This is a genomic window from Streptomyces sp. NPDC087263 (assembly GCF_044744645.1).
In the GTDB taxonomy this organism is placed as follows: Bacteria; Actinomycetota; Actinomycetes; order Streptomycetales; family Streptomycetaceae; genus Streptomyces.
This window is the reverse complement of sequence record NZ_JBIUYT010000003.1, coordinates 437,069-451,777: the sequence shown is the minus strand read 5'-3', so window position 1 is coordinate 451,777 and position 14,709 is coordinate 437,069. Positions and strand designations below refer to the sequence as shown.

Here is a 14,709-nt window from a genome sequence, read left to right as displayed (position 1 = left end):
TCGCGGTCGCCCTCATGGCGAGCACCGTCACCGGAATCACGATCGCCTCGCAGGACCAGGCGGTCGCGGCCGCCACCGCGCTGCCCACCGGGTTGGCCACCGTGGTGAACGGGGGCAGCGGCAAGTGTCTGGACGCCGCCTCCGCCGGAACCGCGAACGGCACCGTGGTGCAGCAGTACACCTGCAACAGCTCCACGGCCCAGCAGTGGAGTCTGACCGCCACCAGCGACGGCTATGTGCGGATCGGCAACGCCAACAGCACCAGCCAAGTCGTGGACGTGAGCGACAACTCCACGGTCGACAACGCCCTCCTCCATCTCTGGGCGTACGGCGGCGGCAACAACCAGCAGTGGCTCCCCGTCGACGAGGGCTCGGGCAACTACCACTTTGTCAACCGCAACAGCGGCAAGTGCCTGGACGTGCCCAGCGCGTCGACCGCTGACGGCGTGCAGCTGGTCCAGTACACGTGCAACGGGTCGGCGGCCCAGCGGTTCCAGGTGGCAGCCGTGACCCCGCCGCCGTCCAACGGAGTCGACCTCGGCGCGAACGTGGTCGTGTTCGACCCGTCGATGTCGGCCGCGACCATCCAGTCCCGGCTGGACTCCATCTTCCAGCAGCAGCAGACCAACCAGTTCGGCTCGCAGCGCTACGCGGTGATGTTCAAGCCGGGCACCTACAGCGCCGACGTCAACGTCGGGTTCTACACGCAGGTCCTCGGCCTGGGTCTGTCCCCGGACTCGGTGACGATCAACGGTGCGGTGCACGCCGAGGCCGACTGGTTCCAGGGCAACGCCACCCAGAACTTCTGGCGCGGCGCCGAGAACCTCTCGGTCAACCCGACCAGCGGCAGCGACCGTTGGGCCGTGTCCCAGGCCTCGTCCTACCGGCGGATGCACGTACGCGGCAACCTCGCCCTGGACGACGGTGGCTGGTCCAGCGGCGGTTACATGGCCGACACGAAGATCGACGGCCAGGTGAACTCCGGCAGCCAGCAGCAGTGGCTGACGCGCAACTCGCAGCTCGGCAGCTGGACCGGCTCCAACTGGAACATGGTCTTCGTCGGCAGCCAGGGTGTGCCGGCCAACAGCTTCCCCAGCCCGCCGTACACCACGGTGGCGCAGAGCCCGACCACGCGTGAGAAGCCGTTCCTGTACGTCGACAGCGCCGGCAACTACCAGGTGTTCGTGCCGAGCCTCCGGTCGAACTCCACGGGAACCAGCTGGGCGAGCGGCAGCACCTCCGGGAGCTCGCTCCCGATCGACCAGTTCTACATCGTCAAGGCCGGCTCGACCGCCTCGCAGATCAACGCCGCACTGGCCGCGGGCAAGAACCTCCTGGTCACTCCCGGCGTCTACCACCTGGACCAGACCCTGCAGGTGAACCGCGCGGACACGGTCGTTCTCGGCCTGGGCCTCGCCACCTTCATTCCCGACAACGGCGTCACCGCGATGAAGGTCGCCGACGTCGACGGAGTCAAGATCGCGGGCGTTCTCTTCGACGCGGGCACGACCAACTCGCCGACGCTGCTCGAGGTCGGCCCGACCGGCGCCACCGCCACGCACACCACCGACCCGACGTCCCTGCACGACGTGTACTTCCGCGTCGGCGGCGCGGCCGTGGGCAAGGCGACCACCAGCCTCGTCGTCAACAGCGACAACGTCATCGGCGACCACATGTGGATCTGGCGCGCGGACCACGGAACCGGGGTCGGCTGGACCACCAACACCGCGGATACCGGGCTCATCGTGAACGGCGACAACGTCACGATGTACGGCCTGTTCGTCGAGCATTACCAGAAGTACCAGACCATCTGGAACGGCAACGGCGGCAAAACGTACTTCTACCAGAACGAGATGCCGTACGACCCGCCCAACCAGGCCTCCTGGATGAACGGTTCGACGCAGGGCTACGCCGCCTACAAGGTCGCGGACTCCGTCACCAGCCATCAGGCGTGGGGGCTCGGCAGCTACTGCTACTTCAACGTCAACTCGGCGGTCGCGGCCGAGAGAGCCTACGAGGTGCCGAGTAACGGCGGCACGCGCCTGACGAACATGGTGACCGTCTCCCTGGGTGGTGTGGGCACGATCCGGCATGTCGTCAACAGCAACGGCGGTCCGTCCAACTCCACCACCAACGTGGCCAACCTCGTCAGCTACCCCTGACGCGTTCGGAAAGGATCGTCCATGCGTATCAGCAGTTCCGGTCCGGCACGTACGGCCCTGAAGGTTCTCGTCCTGCTGGCGACGTTGCTCGGCCTGGCGGCACCACCCGCCGCTCAGGCGAGCAGCGCCGCCGAGGCGGGCGTCGCCGCAGCCCCGTTCAAGGTGCTCGCGCTCTACACGGGCACCTGGGACGCCGCGCACATCGACTTCGTCAAGGAAGCGAACGTCTGGTTCCCCCAGCAGGCCGCGGCGAACGGCTTCACCTACACCTCAAGCAACAACTGGGACCTGCTCGCCAACGGCGGCGTCAACGCGTACCAGGTCGTGCTGTTCCTCGACGACCTGCCGCAGACCGCCGCCCAGCGGACCGGGTTCGAGACGTACATGCGGGGTGGCGGCGCCTGGCTGGGCTTCCATGTCGCGGCCTTCACGACCAACGCGTCGGCGTGGCCCTGGTACTACAACACGTTCCTGGGCAGCGGTAACTTCGCGACGAACACCTGGGGACCGACCTCCGAGGTTCTGAAGGTGGACGACCGTACGCACGCGGCCACCAAGAACCTGCCGGCGACGTTCACCTCGTCGGTCAGCGAGTGGTACAGCTGGTCCAACAACCTGCGGACAAACGCGAACATCAAGGTCCTGGCCTCGCTCGACCCCAGCACCTTCCCGGTGGGCACCGATCCGGCCCAGACCTGGTACAGCGGCGACTACCCGATCGTGTGGACCAACACGCAGTACAAGATGCTGTACGCGAACTTCGGGCACAACGCGATGAACTACGACACCAACACGCGTCTGTCCTCGACGTTTGCGAGCGCGACACAGAACCAGCTCGTGCTGGACGGGCTGAAGTGGCTGGGCGGGGCCGAGACCACGACCCCGCCGGCGGACTCGGTCTCCGAGACCGCCTGGTACTCGCTGACCAATGCCGGCAACGGCACCTGTGTGGACGCCCGTTCGGCCGCCACGGCGAACGGAACCGCGATCCAGCAGTACGCCTGCAACGGCACACAGGCACAGCAGTTCCAGTTCCGCTCGACCGACAGCGGCTACCGGCAGGCCGGGATCCGCACCAGTCCGCAACAGGTCATCGACGTGGCCGGCGTATCGACAGCCGACAACGCGGGGCTCCAGCTGTGGACCTACTCGAGCGGGCAGAACCAGCAGTGGCTTCCGGTGAAGGAAAGCACCGGGCGCTACCACTTCACGGCCCGCCACAGCGGTAAGTGCCTGACTGCGCCAACCGCCGCGACAAACAGCGTGCAGCTCACCCAGCTCACCTGCAACGGCTCCACCGCGCAGAGCTTCACGCTCACCGCACAGCCCTGACCGATCGGCACACCGGTGCCCCCGCCGCATACCAGCGGCGGGGGCACCGTCATGTCCTAGGTCGCGAGGAGGGCGACTTCGGTGCCGCCCAGCAGGAAGGCGCCGACACCGAAGTTCGCGGTGGAGTCGTAGGTGACGGGCTGGCTGGACTCCGGGCGGTCGCCGACGTTCTGGACGTAGCCCAGGAAGCCGTCGGCGTGAACGGCGGTGGCGACCAAGCCGTTCCAGGCCCGGGCGGCGACCGGGAGGTAGGTGGCGCGGTCGACGAGGCCGGCGGCGACCGCGTAGGCCGTGCCGTAGAGGAAGAAGGACGTGCCGCTGGTCTCGGGGCCGGGCAGATGGGCGGCGTCGGCGAGGTTGACGTTCCAGAAGCCGTCGGTGCGCTGCACGCCGGACAGGGCTGTCACCAGCCGGATCAGGGTGTCGCGGTACTCGGCGGTGTGCCGCTCGGTGGACGGGAGGGCCTTGAGGGTCTTGACGTGTGCGCCCGTCGCCCATCCGTTGCCGCGCGACCACACGACCGGCTTGCCCGTCGGGGACAGGATTCCGCCCGGCAGGAAGCGTTTGTCGCGGTACCACAGGCCGGTGCCGGCGACGTACAGACCGGGGCCGCCCTCGATGCGCTTGGTGTGGTTGTAGAGGGCGTACAGCTTCTCCCAGTACTGGGCGTCCTGGCGGAGGGCGCCCAGCCGGGCGAAGGGCGGCATCGCCATGTGAAGGGCGTCGTCCCACCACCAGTCGTCGTTCTTGGCGGGCTGGTCCGTGTAGACCATGCGCGCCAGCGACGTCTCGATGGCGGTGAGCTTCGCCGCGTCGGGCTCCAGTGCGTACAGGTCGAGGTAGGCCTGTCCGGCGTTGTGGTTGTCGGCGTGGCGGGTTGTCACTCCGCCGACGAGGCCGTACGCGTGCTTCTCCGCCCAGCTCCGGGCGTAGTTGAGGTAGCGGGCACTGCCGGTCAGGCGCTGGAGGGCGAGCAGGCCACTGAAGAACGTGGCGTTGGCCCAGCCGTTGTCGCCGGAGTTCGTGTGGGTGGCGATCCACTGGTCGGCCACGCGCCGCAGGACGGTGGTGATCTCGGCCTTCGACGGCAGCACGGGTGAGACGGCGTCCGGGGCGGCTTGTGCGGTGCCCGGCAGTGAGGGCACGAGAGCGGCGGAGGCGGTGAGGGCGGCCGCGCCGGAGAGCAGGCGTCGTCTATGCATATGAACAACTCCTACGGATGGGGCTTACATCCTCGGCTCCCGGGTCACGCGGTGTCCATGGCTCGTCGTCAAGTAGCCGCGATATGAGGGGACTTCAACTCTCCGACCATGTTCAGCGGGCAGAACGAAGTGACACGGAGAGGCCTACGTCACGGCGCCCTCTCGATGCTTGCGGTGAACGGGAACCGCCCATGTCACGCCCGGTGCCACCCACCCGGTCCAACACGGTCCGTGAGCTATGTTGAGTGCTTGTGGGACACGAAGGAGGCACATCCGTGCCATCGCCGCAGCAGGCACGCGCGCAGGCATCCGCCATCACCTCGGGGAATACCGCCCCGGAGACCGGCGCGGCTCCCACGTCCCAGCTCAGAGAGCTGTTCGACGGGACCCGGCTCTCCCCCGGACAGCGGCGCATCGCGCAGTACCTGATCGAGCACATCACCGAGGCGGCGTTCCTGTCGATCACCGACCTCGCCGAGCGCGTGGGCGTGAGCCAGCCCTCGGTGACGCGCTTCGCCGCGGCGGTCGGCTTCAGTGGTTACCCCGCGCTACGGGAGAAGCTCCAGTCGATCGCGCTCAGCACCCTCGGCAGCGCGCCGGGCACCCCGGCAGAAGCCACGAGCAACGAGTTGCAGGCGGCGGTGGACGCCGAGATCCAGAATCTGGAGAACCTGCGGCGGGACTTCGCCGATCCGGACCAGGTGATCAGTGTCGGCCGGGCGCTGTCGAAGTCGGCACCGCTGACCGTGCTGGGGCTGCGCATCTCCGTCTCACTGGCCGAGTACTTCGCGTACGCCGCGCGGCGTATCCACCCGGATGTGCGGCTGGTGACCCGGGGCGGCAGTGTCGCCTACGACGCGCTGCTCCAGTCCCGCGAGGCGGGCGGCACCTGGGTGCTCGCATTCGACATGCCCCGGCATGCCCAGGAGACGCTCACCGCTGTACGGGTGGCGCGCAGCGCGGGCCTGCGGGTGGCCCTGATCACCGACCTGGCGCTCGGCCCGGTGGCCGACGAGGCCGACGTCACCTTCGCCACGGGCACCGGTTCGCGCCTCGTCTTCGACTCCTACGCGGCGCCCGTCGTGATGTCGGCGGCACTGCTCCAGGCCATGACCGACGGCGATCCGGAGCGGACGCAGGCCCGCCTGGAGGAGTACGAGCAGGTCGCCGAGCAGCACCAGTTCTTCCTCAAGGACTGAGGTTCCCGGGTACGGCTGAGGCTCAGCCGCGCAGGGCTGAGGCTCTTCCGCGAACTCCGAGCCTCTTCCGCGAGTCCGTGGATCATTCCAAAAACATCACATAACCGGACTATTCACACTAAATCCTGCATGAATTTTTTCATGTTCTTGCGTAACCGGCGGTATATATAAATACTGCTCGCGTCCACCCGGGGCTCTCCGCTCCTACCCGCCCTGGGTCCCGGGTGGCCATGGTGGCGGCCCCGGCCATCCCCTAGACCGGGGCCGCACCGACCTCCCCCGCCGACGTAACCCGGAAGCGATGAACATGGCCCTGACGACGTACTCACCGATCACCTCGGACTGGCCGTGCCAGGTCAAGACCCCAGGCAGCTTCGACTGGGAGCGCTCGGCGGTCAGATGGCTGCGCGAGCTGGTGCCGACCCGATACGCGAGTTATCCCGCGCTGATCAAGCACCCCGTGCTGCTGGCCCGCCACGCGCAGATCCAGGTGCAGCACGAGATACGGGTCGCCCGCACCGCCCTGCAGACCGCCCGCGCCGAACTGCCCGCCCTCGGCCTGCACGAGGGCGTCATCGAGCACACCATCAAGCTGTACGCGGCGGAGGTTCTGCAGCTTCAGCACATCGCCCGCAGCATCCGTGCCGTCAGCCAGGCGCTCGTGGACGGCAACACCGCGCGGACCTGAGTTCGGCCCGGCCCGGCGAGATAGGAAGGGCCCGAGCGGGAAGACGTGAAGGAGCAACGGCCCGCCGAGCGCTCTGGACGGACACATGGACTCCACGACCTGGACGATCATCGTCATCGTCGCGATCCTGGGCGCCGCTGCGCTCGGGGTCGCGATCACGCTGCTGGTCCGGCTCGTCCGTGCCCGCCGCGAGCTGCGCCGAGCCGGGCTTCCTGCCGGGTCCCGCTGGGTCTTCTGGGGCGCCGTCGTCTATCTCGTGCTCCCGGCCGATCTGCTGCCCGACCCCGTCTACCTGGACGACATCGGCGTCCTCCTGCTGGCCCTGCGGTCGATGCGCCCGGCAACAGGTGACCGTCCGAGCGTCGACGGGAACCCCGGCACGCCGTCGGACCGTTGACCATCCGACGGCCCCCTGGCGCGAATGCCCTCGTCGAAGGCCGTTCCGGATCCCTACGTCGACGGGGCGGCACCATGACCGAGCTGGTTCCCGGGGGCAACGTGCCCCTTCCGGGCGGCATCCTGACCCTTCGGGTGCCGGGCCCTTTCGACGTCAGTGCGCTGATCACCGATGACGGCGGAAAGGTGCGCGGCGACAGCGACTTCGTGTTCTACAACCAGCCGACCGCGTCCGGCGCGCGGCTCCAGGGCGAGCAGCTCACCATCGATCCCCTCGCACTGCGGGCCGGGGCCGGCCGCGTCACCGTGGTGATCAGCTCCGCCGACCCAGCGATTCCACTGGCCCGGCTGCCGGCGCCCACCCTGTATGTCACCGGACCGGGCTCGCGCGTCCTCGCCCGCTTCACCCCGCCGCGTCCGCAGCGGGAGACCGTGCTGCTGCTCGCCGAGATCTACCGGCGCGGCGGCGCGTGGAAACTGCGCGCGCTGGGCCAGGGGTACGCGGACGGGCTGGCAGGCATAGCCCGGGACTTCGGGGTCGATGTCGCCGAGGACACCTCGGCGCCGGTGGGAGCAGCCGGGCGGGGGAACACCGTGCCCGACTCCAACGGGCAGGCCAGGCAGGTGAACACCGCGCCCTACTCCAACGGGCAGGCCGGGCGGGTGAACTCCGTGCCCGACACGGACGGTTTTCTCGGCCTGGTGAACTCCGCACGCGCCAGGGCCGGTTCTCCGCCGGTGTCCCTCGACGCCCGGCTGGCGGCCGCGGCCCGCGTCCACGCCTCCGACATGGCAGCGCGCGGGGTCCTCAGCTCCGAGAGCCCGGACGGCACCTCCGTGTACCAGCGCGTCACCTCGACCGGATACGCGTATCTCACCGTCGGCGAGCACCTGGTCTCCGGCCCGCGCACGCCGGACGAGTTCGTGGAGTACTGCCTGTCGACCGAGCAGTCCCGGCGCACACTGTGCGAGCCCGCGTTCAGCCAGGCCGGCCTCGCCTACGTCGCCGACCGCTCCGGCGATCTGTACTGGACGGCGCTGTGGGCACGGCCGTTCAGCCCCGGCGAGCTGGCGCGAACAGCGAGTGAGGTCGTCGCGCTCACCAACGCCGAACGGACCGCGACAGGTCTGCGGCCCCTGGCGGTCGACCTGCTGCTGACCAACGCGGCGCAGGCGCACAGCGACGACATGGTGGCCCGCGCCTTCTACTCCCACACCTCCCCCGACGGCACCCAGCCCTGGGACCGGGCCGCCGCCGCGGGCAGCACCCGCCGCAGCATCGGAGAGAACATCGCCTGCGGCCAGCGCTCCCCGGCCGAGGTGGTCCTCGGCTGGATGAACAGCCCCGGCCACCGCGCCAACATCCTCAAGCCCGCCTTCACCCACATAGGGATAGGCCTGGCCGGCGGCGGCAGGATGGGCACCTACTGGACGCAGCTCTTCGGCGCCTGACACTCCCGTCTGCTCCAACTCACCCCTTTCGGTTCACTGTTTCTGATTCCCTCGTGGGCAATGCAACCCGCGTGCCCTCCGGTGCGTAGAAATGATGCCGACGCCCGCTCCGCGGCGCGGTGCCGGGCCGGGAATCCGCACCGGCCGTGACAGATCGGGAGAAGAATGCAGATGGTCTCAGGAACAGTGGGCATGAGTACGGCGCTGGGCGCGGTTCTGGTGTCCCTCCTGGCAGTGCCCGCGCAGGCGGCGGCCCCCACCGGCACCGGGCGTGAAGCGAGCCTCGCGGCAGAGGAGTTGGCGGCGCCGGACGACGCGGGGCTGCGCGAGGTGCTGCTTACGGCACTGGCTCAGGGAGCACCCGGGGCGATGGTGCGGGTCGACGACAACGGCACGGTCCACCGACTGTCCGAGGGAGACGCCGACCGGGTCACCGGACGGGCCCTCACCACGAGCGACCGGTTCCGCGTCGGAAGCGTCAGCAAGACCTTCACCGCCGTGGTGCTGCTGCAACTGGTCGACGAGGGCAAGCTCGCCCTGGACGCCTCGGTGAACAGCTATCTTCCGGGGCTGCTGCCCGACGACCGGATCACCGTGCGCCATCTGCTGAGCCACCGCAGCGGTCTGTACGACTACACCAACGACATGTTCGCGCAGACGGTCCCGGGCTTCGAGGCCGTACGCAACAAGGTGTTCAGCTACCAGGACCTGGTGGACCTCTCCCTGGAGAAGCCGCTCACCAACGCGCCGGGCGCGGCCTATTCGTACTCCAACACCAATTTCGTCGTCGGGGGCATGCTCATCGAGAAGCTCACCGGGCAGTCCGTCAGCACGCAGTACCAGCAGCGCATCATCACGCCGCTGAAGCTGACCAGTACGTCGTACGTCCACCCCGACACGGCGATCGCGGGCCGCCACGCCAACGGCTACCTCCCGCCCGACGAAGGCGGTGCCCTGGTCGACTCCACCGAGCAGACGCTCTCCTGGGCGCAGAGCGCGGGCGCGATCATCTCCAGCACCCGCGACCTGAACACCTTCTTCTCCGCGCTGCTCGGCGGCGAGCTCATGTCCGCCGCCCAGCTCGCGCAGATGCAGCAGTGGACGCCGGTGAACAGCACCCAGGGCTACGGCCTGGGCCTGCGCCGCCGCGACCTGTCGTGCGGTGTCTCCGTGTACGGGCACACGGGAACCGTCCAGGGCTACTACACATACGCGTTCACCTCGAAGGACGGCAAGCGCAGCGTCACCGCGCTCGCCAACACCTCGAACAACTCCACAGTGCTCACCACCATGAGCCGCACACTGGAATCCGCCTTCTGCGGCAAACCGCAGACCACGGCCGCAGCGCGCAGCACGGCGACCGCGGCGCAGGTGGAGCGCTACGAGGACATCGCGCCGAACATCGCCCGCGACTGATGCCGACGGCTGCGCCTCACCCGTGACTGTTCGGCTGCCGGTGCAATGGCTGGTCGGGGGCGGGGCGCAGCCTGGGAGCCGGGATGCGGAGGCTGTGCGGTTTGTCGGGGTCGAGGGTGACGGGTTCGCGGTAGTGGTGGATCTCCAGGGGCTCGCCGCTCAGGAGCAAGTACGTGGCGGTGGCCGGCCCGATCTCCACCCGCAGGCGACGGCCGAGGAGTTGCAGGTTGAAGGCGAGCCGGTGGAACCGCTCCGGCAGCCGCGGCTTGAACGCCAGGGTCTCGCCGTGGTGCCGCAGTCCGCCGAAGCCGGCGACCAGGGCCATCCAGGTGCCGGCGAGCGAGGCGATGTGCAGGCCGTCCCGGGTGTTGTTCTCCAGGTCCCGCAGATCCATCAGCGCGGCCTCGACCAAGTAGTCGTAGGCGAGCCCGGGATGCCCGGCCTCGGCCGCGATCACGGCCTGGCAGCAGGCCGACAGGGAGGAGTCGCGGACGGTGAGCGGCTCGTAGTAGGCGAAGTTGCGGGCCTTGTGCTCGTCGTCGAAGTAGGGGCTGCACTTGTACATGGCGAGCACCAGGTCGGCCTGTTTGACGACCTGCTTGCGGTAGATGTCGAAGTAGGGGAAGTGCAGCATCAGCGGGTACTGGTCGGGGCGGGTGGCGGCGAAGTCCCAGCGCTGGTAGCCGGTGAACCCGGCATGCTGTTCGTGGACGCCGAGTTCGTCGTTGTAGGGGATGTGCATGGCGCCCGCGGCGTCGCGCCAGGCGGCGCTCTCCTCGTCGTCGACCCCGAGGGACTCCGCCTTGCGCGGGTGGCGCTCGGAGACGTCCGCGGCCGCCAGGAGGTTCGCACGGGCCATCAGGTTGGTGTACGTGTTGTCGTCCGCGACGGCGCTGTACTCGTCGGGGCCCGTCACCCCGTCGATGTGGAAACCGCCCTGGTGGTCGTGGTGGCCCAGCGAGCGCCACAGGCGTGCCGTCTCCACCAGCAGCTCGACCCCGGTGTCGCGTTCGAACCGTTTGTCGCCGGTGACGGTCGTGTAGTGCACGACGGCGTCGGCGATGTCGGCGTTGACATGGAAGGCGGCGGTTCCGGCCGGCCAGTACGCCGAACCCTCCGAGCCCTCGATGGTCCGCCAGGGGAACGCCGCGCCGCGCAGGCCGAGTTGGACCGCCCGCTCGCGGGCGGCGGGCAGGGTGCTCTGACGCCAGCGCAGTGCCTCGGCGACCGCGCCGGGCGCGGTGTAGGTGAGCAGCGGCAGCACGAAGGTCTCGGTGTCCCAGAAGGCGTGGCCGTCGTATCCGGATCCGGTGAGCCCCTTCGCCGGTATCGCACGCTGTTCGGCGCGGGCCCCGGCCTGCAGGACGTGGAACAGCGCGAACCGGACGGCCTGCTGGATCTCCTCGTCGCCGTCCACCTCGACGTCCGCGCGGGCCCAGAAGTCGTCGAGGTAGGACCGCTGTTCGTCGACCAGGCCCTGCCAGCCGCCGTGCCGGGCCGACGCGAGCGCCGCGTCGGCCTGCGCCCGCAGGGCGGGCAGGGACCGGGTGCTCGACCAGCCGTACGAGACGAGTTTCTCCACGTGCAGCTTCTGTCCGGGTTCAAGGACGGAGGTGACGGTGAGGCGGGCGATGTCGGCGCTGCTCTCACTGCTCGTGGTGGTCGGCTCGGGTCCCGTGACGGTGTGGTCGGCGGCGGTGGCGACCCGCAGTCCGCTGCGCCGGGTGCGGTGCACGAGTTTCAGCCGCCCGTTCTCCGCGAAGTGCTCCTCCCCCTTCAGCGGAGCCTCCAGGACGATCGCTGCCCGCGGGTCACCGTTGCGGCCCGGCAGTTGTTCGTTGGCGACCAGTTCCGACTGGACGACGACACGGACCCGGGAGTCGACGGCCTCCACCTCGTAGGAGATGGCGGCGATCGCGCGCTGTGTGAAGGAGACGAGCCGGGTGGAGCGCACGCGGACCGTGTCGCCCGCCGGGGAGGTCCATTCGCAGCTCCGGGTGAGCAGCCCGGTGCGCAGGTCGAGGACGCGCTCGTGGGAATGGAGCCGTCCGTAGCGCAGGTCGAACGGCTCGTCGTCGACGAGCAGTCGCATGATCTTGCCGTTGGTGACGTTGATGACCGTCTGGCCGGATTCCGGGTAGCCGTATCCGGCTTCGGCGTACGGCAGCGGGTGGACTTCGTGGACACCGTTCAGGTAGGAGCCGGGAAGGCCGTGCGGTTCGCCCTCGTCGAGGTTTCCGCGCCAGCCGACATGGCCGTTGGAGAGCGCGAACACCGACTCGCTCTGCGGCAGCACGTCCAGGTTGAGGACGTGCTCGCGCAGCGCCCACGGTTCGACAGCGTAGGCCGTGTGAGTGATCACGCGTTCGCCCCCAGCTCCGCGAGATCCCGTACGACGATGTCCGCGCCGTGTGCGCGAAGCGCGGCTCCCTGGCCGACTCGGTCGACACCGACGACGTAGCCGAAGTGGCCCGAGCGGCCCGCGTCCATGCCGGCCAGCGCGTCCTCGAAGACGGCGGCCTGCGACGCATCGGCTCCGAGGTCCCGCGCCGCGGCCAGGAAGGTGTCCGGTTTCGGCTTGCCCGGCAGCTTGCGTTCGGCGGCGACGGCGCCGTCGATCCTGACCTCGAAGAGGGACTCGGCGCCCACCGCGCGCAGGATGTCCTGGCAGTTGGTGCTGGAGGAGACGACCGCGGTCCGCAGTCCGCTCGCGCGGACCGCCTCGACATAGCGCAGCGTGCCGTCGTACGCCTCGACACCGCCGCTGCGGATCAGCTCCAGGAGCAGGTTGTTCTTGCGGTTGCCCAGGCCCTGGACGGTCGCCCTGTCCGGCGGGTCGTCGGCTGCGCCCTCGGGCAGTTCTATGCCGCGCGAGGCGAGAAAGGCACGAACGCCGTCGGCCCGCGGGCGTCCGTCCACATGGTCGTTGTAGTCGGCGTCGTCGAAGGGACGGAATCCGTCGCCGTCGCGGTACCGCAGGAACTCGTCGAACGTCCGCTTCCAGGCAGCCGCGTGGACGACGGCCGTCTTGGTGATGACCCCGTCGAGATCGAAGAGGCAGGCCAGGATTTCTTTCGGAAGACCAAGCTGCTCTGTCATACGGGCAGTGTGCCCCGAAGTGCGAAGACCACGGGGTGGCGCACGCCACACGGCCGCGGGGCGGCCGGGTCCCTCTAGCTAGGTCCTGTCGTCACATTCCCGCCTGCCTCGCGGGCGACGACGGGAATGTGACGACAGGACCTAGGACTTCTTCAGGTCCGCCCGGTAGGTCCGGTACAGCGCGGTGCCGTCGTCGCAACGCCGTGGTGGGGTGCTGCACTTCTGGCAGCCGAGCAGGTGGTCGAAGTACGCCCGGTAGCTTTGGGGGGCGAGCGCGGGGCTCTGCTGCGACATGATGTTCTCCCCGTGGGTGGCCGCTGCGGTGCCGGATATTGACCAAGATTCAACAGTCGCACCAGCATAAGGCGAATACGCCGGGAAGAGGCGTCCGACGTCGCCGGAGTGGCCGGAATCCACCGCTCGTCCCCGATACTGAGGCCATGGGTTTCGCCGTCTTCATGTCCTTGCCCGGACTGATCCTCCTGCCGAGAGTGCCGGCCTTCGCCGACCGGCTGCTGCGGGGCGACAACGAGGACGGGGCGCCGCCGAACCGGACGGCGGTCGATCTGTACGGCAGGATGGCGGTCGTACGGATGCCGCGTGCCGCACGGCGGGAGCGCCCGTGACCTTCGCCGACCTCCTTACGCGCGCCGCTTCCCTCGTACGTCCTGGACACCGCGCCCTTCTCGGCATCACCGGCAGCCCCGGAGCGGGCAAGACCACACTCGCCGAGCGTCTGGTCGGGGAGCTGAACGGTGACGGGCCCGCCTGGGTCGCCCACGTACCGATGGACGGGTTCCATCTGGCGGACGCCGAGTTGGACCGCCTGGGCCGCCGCGATCGCAAGGGTGCCCCCGACACGTTCGACGCGGCGGGGTACTCGGCGTTGCTCCGTCGGCTGCGCGAGGACGAGGACGACCTGGTCTACGCACCCGGCTTCGAACGCACTCTCGAACAGCCCATCGCCGGAGCCGTCCCCGTCCCCCGCACCGCCCGCCTGGTCATCACCGAGGGCAACTACCTCCTACTCGGGGACGACGCCTGGACCCGGGTGCGCGCGCAACTGGACGAGGTCTGGTTCTGCGAGCTCGACGAGGCCGAACGCGTACGCCGTCTCGTGGCCCGGCACGAGGAGTTCGGCAAGGACCACGACACGGCGCTGGCATGGGTTCTCGGCACGGACCAGCGCAACGCCGATCTGATCGCCGCGACACGGGACCGCGCCGACCTGGTGGTGGGCGCGGCGGTCAGCGGAGGTGGACCTCCAGCTCGGGTTCCCCACGCGCATCGCCCGCAGGATCGCCGATCAGCGCGGTGAACGTCTCGGTGCGGGCCGTGAGTCCGGCCGGGGTGTGCTCGAAAGCCTGGGTGAAGGGGGCCGCTGGTCCGTAGCGGACGGCGAAGATGTGGAGGTCGGGCGGTACGCCAGGAGCGCCGGGGTCGCTTCGGGGGCCGTGGAGGTGACGAGGGGGCGCCGGCCGTCGTCCGGGTTGCCGCAGCCAGGTGGGTCGGCCGCCGGGGCGAAGGCCACCTGTTCCTGGGTGCGCTGCGCGCGCGGCGAAGTGGTCCATGCTCCCCGTGGGCGGGTGCGTGAGGCGCAGGTCGCGCGCCGAGGTCACGTCGGCCTTCGCGGTCCTGCGCGCAGGGTCGCCGTCGTCGGTACCTGGACACCATCAGGAAGATGGGTCGACGAGCCGCTGCCGCGCTTGACGGGGCGCCCGCAGCACGCGATGTCGTCGCGCCAGGTGTCGGCGGCGTCGAAG

General features: G+C 69.4%; 13 protein-coding genes. 9 read left to right on the top strand and 4 right to left on the bottom strand.

The features are described 5' to 3' along the window. Nucleotides 1-14: 14 nt before the first annotated feature. Nucleotides 15-2,162, top strand: coding sequence for an RICIN domain-containing protein (locus tag ACIPC1_RS11365; protein ID WP_402516284.1), 2,148 nt, complete (start codon nt 15-17; stop codon nt 2,160-2,162). A gap of 21 nt (nt 2,163-2,183) precedes the next feature. Further along, nucleotides 2,184-3,494, top strand: coding sequence for an RICIN domain-containing protein (locus tag ACIPC1_RS11360; protein ID WP_402515611.1), 1,311 nt, complete (start codon nt 2,184-2,186; stop codon nt 3,492-3,494). A gap of 56 nt (nt 3,495-3,550) precedes the next feature. Here ACIPC1_RS11360 and ACIPC1_RS11355 read toward each other — a convergent pair whose 3' ends face one another. Then, nucleotides 3,551-4,696, bottom strand: coding sequence for a glycoside hydrolase family 88 protein (locus tag ACIPC1_RS11355; protein ID WP_402515609.1), 1,146 nt, complete (start codon nt 4,694-4,696; stop codon nt 3,551-3,553). 275 nt (nt 4,697-4,971) lie between these two features. On the opposite strand from ACIPC1_RS11355, the gene ACIPC1_RS11350 reads away from it, so the two are divergent. From ACIPC1_RS11350 to ACIPC1_RS11330, 5 genes are all read left to right on the top strand, one after another. Further along, nucleotides 4,972-5,895 carry a MurR/RpiR family transcriptional regulator gene (locus tag ACIPC1_RS11350; protein ID WP_402515607.1) on the top strand — a complete coding sequence of 308 codons (924 nt, stop codon included), beginning with the start codon at nt 4,972-4,974 and terminating at the stop codon, nt 5,893-5,895. A gap of 307 nt (nt 5,896-6,202) precedes the next feature. Next, nucleotides 6,203-6,583, top strand: a complete 381-nt coding sequence (locus tag ACIPC1_RS11345; protein ID WP_384379467.1) for a hypothetical protein — start codon at nt 6,203-6,205, stop codon at nt 6,581-6,583. Nucleotides 6,584-6,668: 85 nt separating this feature from the next. Then, on the top strand, nt 6,669-6,980 hold the full coding sequence (locus ACIPC1_RS11340; RefSeq protein WP_402515605.1) for a YkvA family protein: 312 nt from the start codon (nt 6,669-6,671) through the stop codon (nt 6,978-6,980). 74 nt (nt 6,981-7,054) lie between these two features. After that, nucleotides 7,055-8,431 carry a CAP domain-containing protein gene (locus ACIPC1_RS11335; protein ID WP_402515604.1) on the top strand — a complete coding sequence of 459 codons (1,377 nt, stop codon included), beginning with the start codon at nt 7,055-7,057 and terminating at the stop codon, nt 8,429-8,431. 171 nt (nt 8,432-8,602) lie between these two features. Continuing rightward, nucleotides 8,603-9,847, top strand: a complete 1,245-nt coding sequence (locus tag ACIPC1_RS11330) for a serine hydrolase domain-containing protein (protein WP_402515601.1) — start codon at nt 8,603-8,605, stop codon at nt 9,845-9,847. A 16-nt stretch (nt 9,848-9,863) separates the two neighbouring features. Here the strand turns inward: ACIPC1_RS11330 and ACIPC1_RS11325 are convergent, their stop codons facing one another. The 3 genes from ACIPC1_RS11325 to ACIPC1_RS11315 all read right to left on the bottom strand — a co-directional run bounded on the left by ACIPC1_RS11325 (nt 9,864) and on the right by ACIPC1_RS11315 (nt 13,240). Beyond that, entirely contained in the window at nt 9,864-12,209 is a 2,346-nt protein-coding gene (locus tag ACIPC1_RS11325; protein WP_402515598.1) for a glycoside hydrolase family 65 protein, read from the bottom strand. Next, a complete protein-coding gene (locus ACIPC1_RS11320) occupies nt 12,206-12,946 on the bottom strand; it encodes an HAD family hydrolase (protein WP_402515596.1) in 741 nt (246 codons plus the stop codon). The genes ACIPC1_RS11325 and ACIPC1_RS11320 overlap by 4 nt, the downstream gene beginning before the upstream one ends. Nucleotides 12,947-13,087: 141 nt before the next feature. Then, complete coding sequence (locus ACIPC1_RS11315) at nt 13,088-13,240, bottom strand: hypothetical protein (RefSeq protein WP_402515594.1); 153 nt, start codon at nt 13,238-13,240, stop codon at nt 13,088-13,090. Between the two features lie 146 nt (nt 13,241-13,386). Between ACIPC1_RS11315 and ACIPC1_RS11310 the strand changes: the two genes are divergently transcribed. Together ACIPC1_RS11310 and ACIPC1_RS11305 are read left to right on the top strand one after the other, a co-directional pair. Then, on the top strand, nt 13,387-13,572 hold the full coding sequence (locus tag ACIPC1_RS11310; RefSeq protein WP_402515593.1) for a hypothetical protein: 186 nt from the start codon (nt 13,387-13,389) through the stop codon (nt 13,570-13,572). Continuing rightward, the gene (locus ACIPC1_RS11305; protein WP_402515591.1) at nt 13,569-14,264 is read left to right on the top strand and encodes a nucleoside/nucleotide kinase family protein; all 696 of its coding nucleotides are present in this window, start codon (nt 13,569-13,571) and stop codon (nt 14,262-14,264) included. The genes ACIPC1_RS11310 and ACIPC1_RS11305 overlap by 4 nt, the downstream gene beginning before the upstream one ends. The last annotated feature ends 445 nt before the right edge of the window (nt 14,265-14,709 follow it).

Coding starts and splice junctions, on each gene's coding strand:
- ACIPC1_RS11310 (WP_402515593.1), top strand. CDS start 13,387: ATGGGTTTCGCCGTCTTCATGTCCTTGCCCGGACTGATCCTCCTGCCG.
- ACIPC1_RS11330 (WP_402515601.1), top strand. CDS start 8,603: ATGGTCTCAGGAACAGTGGGCATGAGTACGGCGCTGGGCGCGGTTCTG.
- ACIPC1_RS11360 (WP_402515611.1), top strand. CDS start 2,184: ATGCGTATCAGCAGTTCCGGTCCGGCACGTACGGCCCTGAAGGTTCTC.
- ACIPC1_RS11365 (WP_402516284.1), top strand. CDS start 15: ATGGCGAGCACCGTCACCGGAATCACGATCGCCTCGCAGGACCAGGCG.
- ACIPC1_RS11340 (WP_402515605.1), top strand. CDS start 6,669: ATGGACTCCACGACCTGGACGATCATCGTCATCGTCGCGATCCTGGGC.
- ACIPC1_RS11355 (WP_402515609.1), bottom strand. CDS start 4,696: ATGCATAGACGACGCCTGCTCTCCGGCGCGGCCGCCCTCACCGCCTCC.
- ACIPC1_RS11320 (WP_402515596.1), bottom strand. CDS start 12,946: ATGACAGAGCAGCTTGGTCTTCCGAAAGAAATCCTGGCCTGCCTCTTC.
- ACIPC1_RS11335 (WP_402515604.1), top strand. CDS start 7,055: ATGACCGAGCTGGTTCCCGGGGGCAACGTGCCCCTTCCGGGCGGCATC.
- ACIPC1_RS11345 (WP_384379467.1), top strand. CDS start 6,203: ATGGCCCTGACGACGTACTCACCGATCACCTCGGACTGGCCGTGCCAG.
- ACIPC1_RS11315 (WP_402515594.1), bottom strand. CDS start 13,240: ATGTCGCAGCAGAGCCCCGCGCTCGCCCCCCAAAGCTACCGGGCGTAC.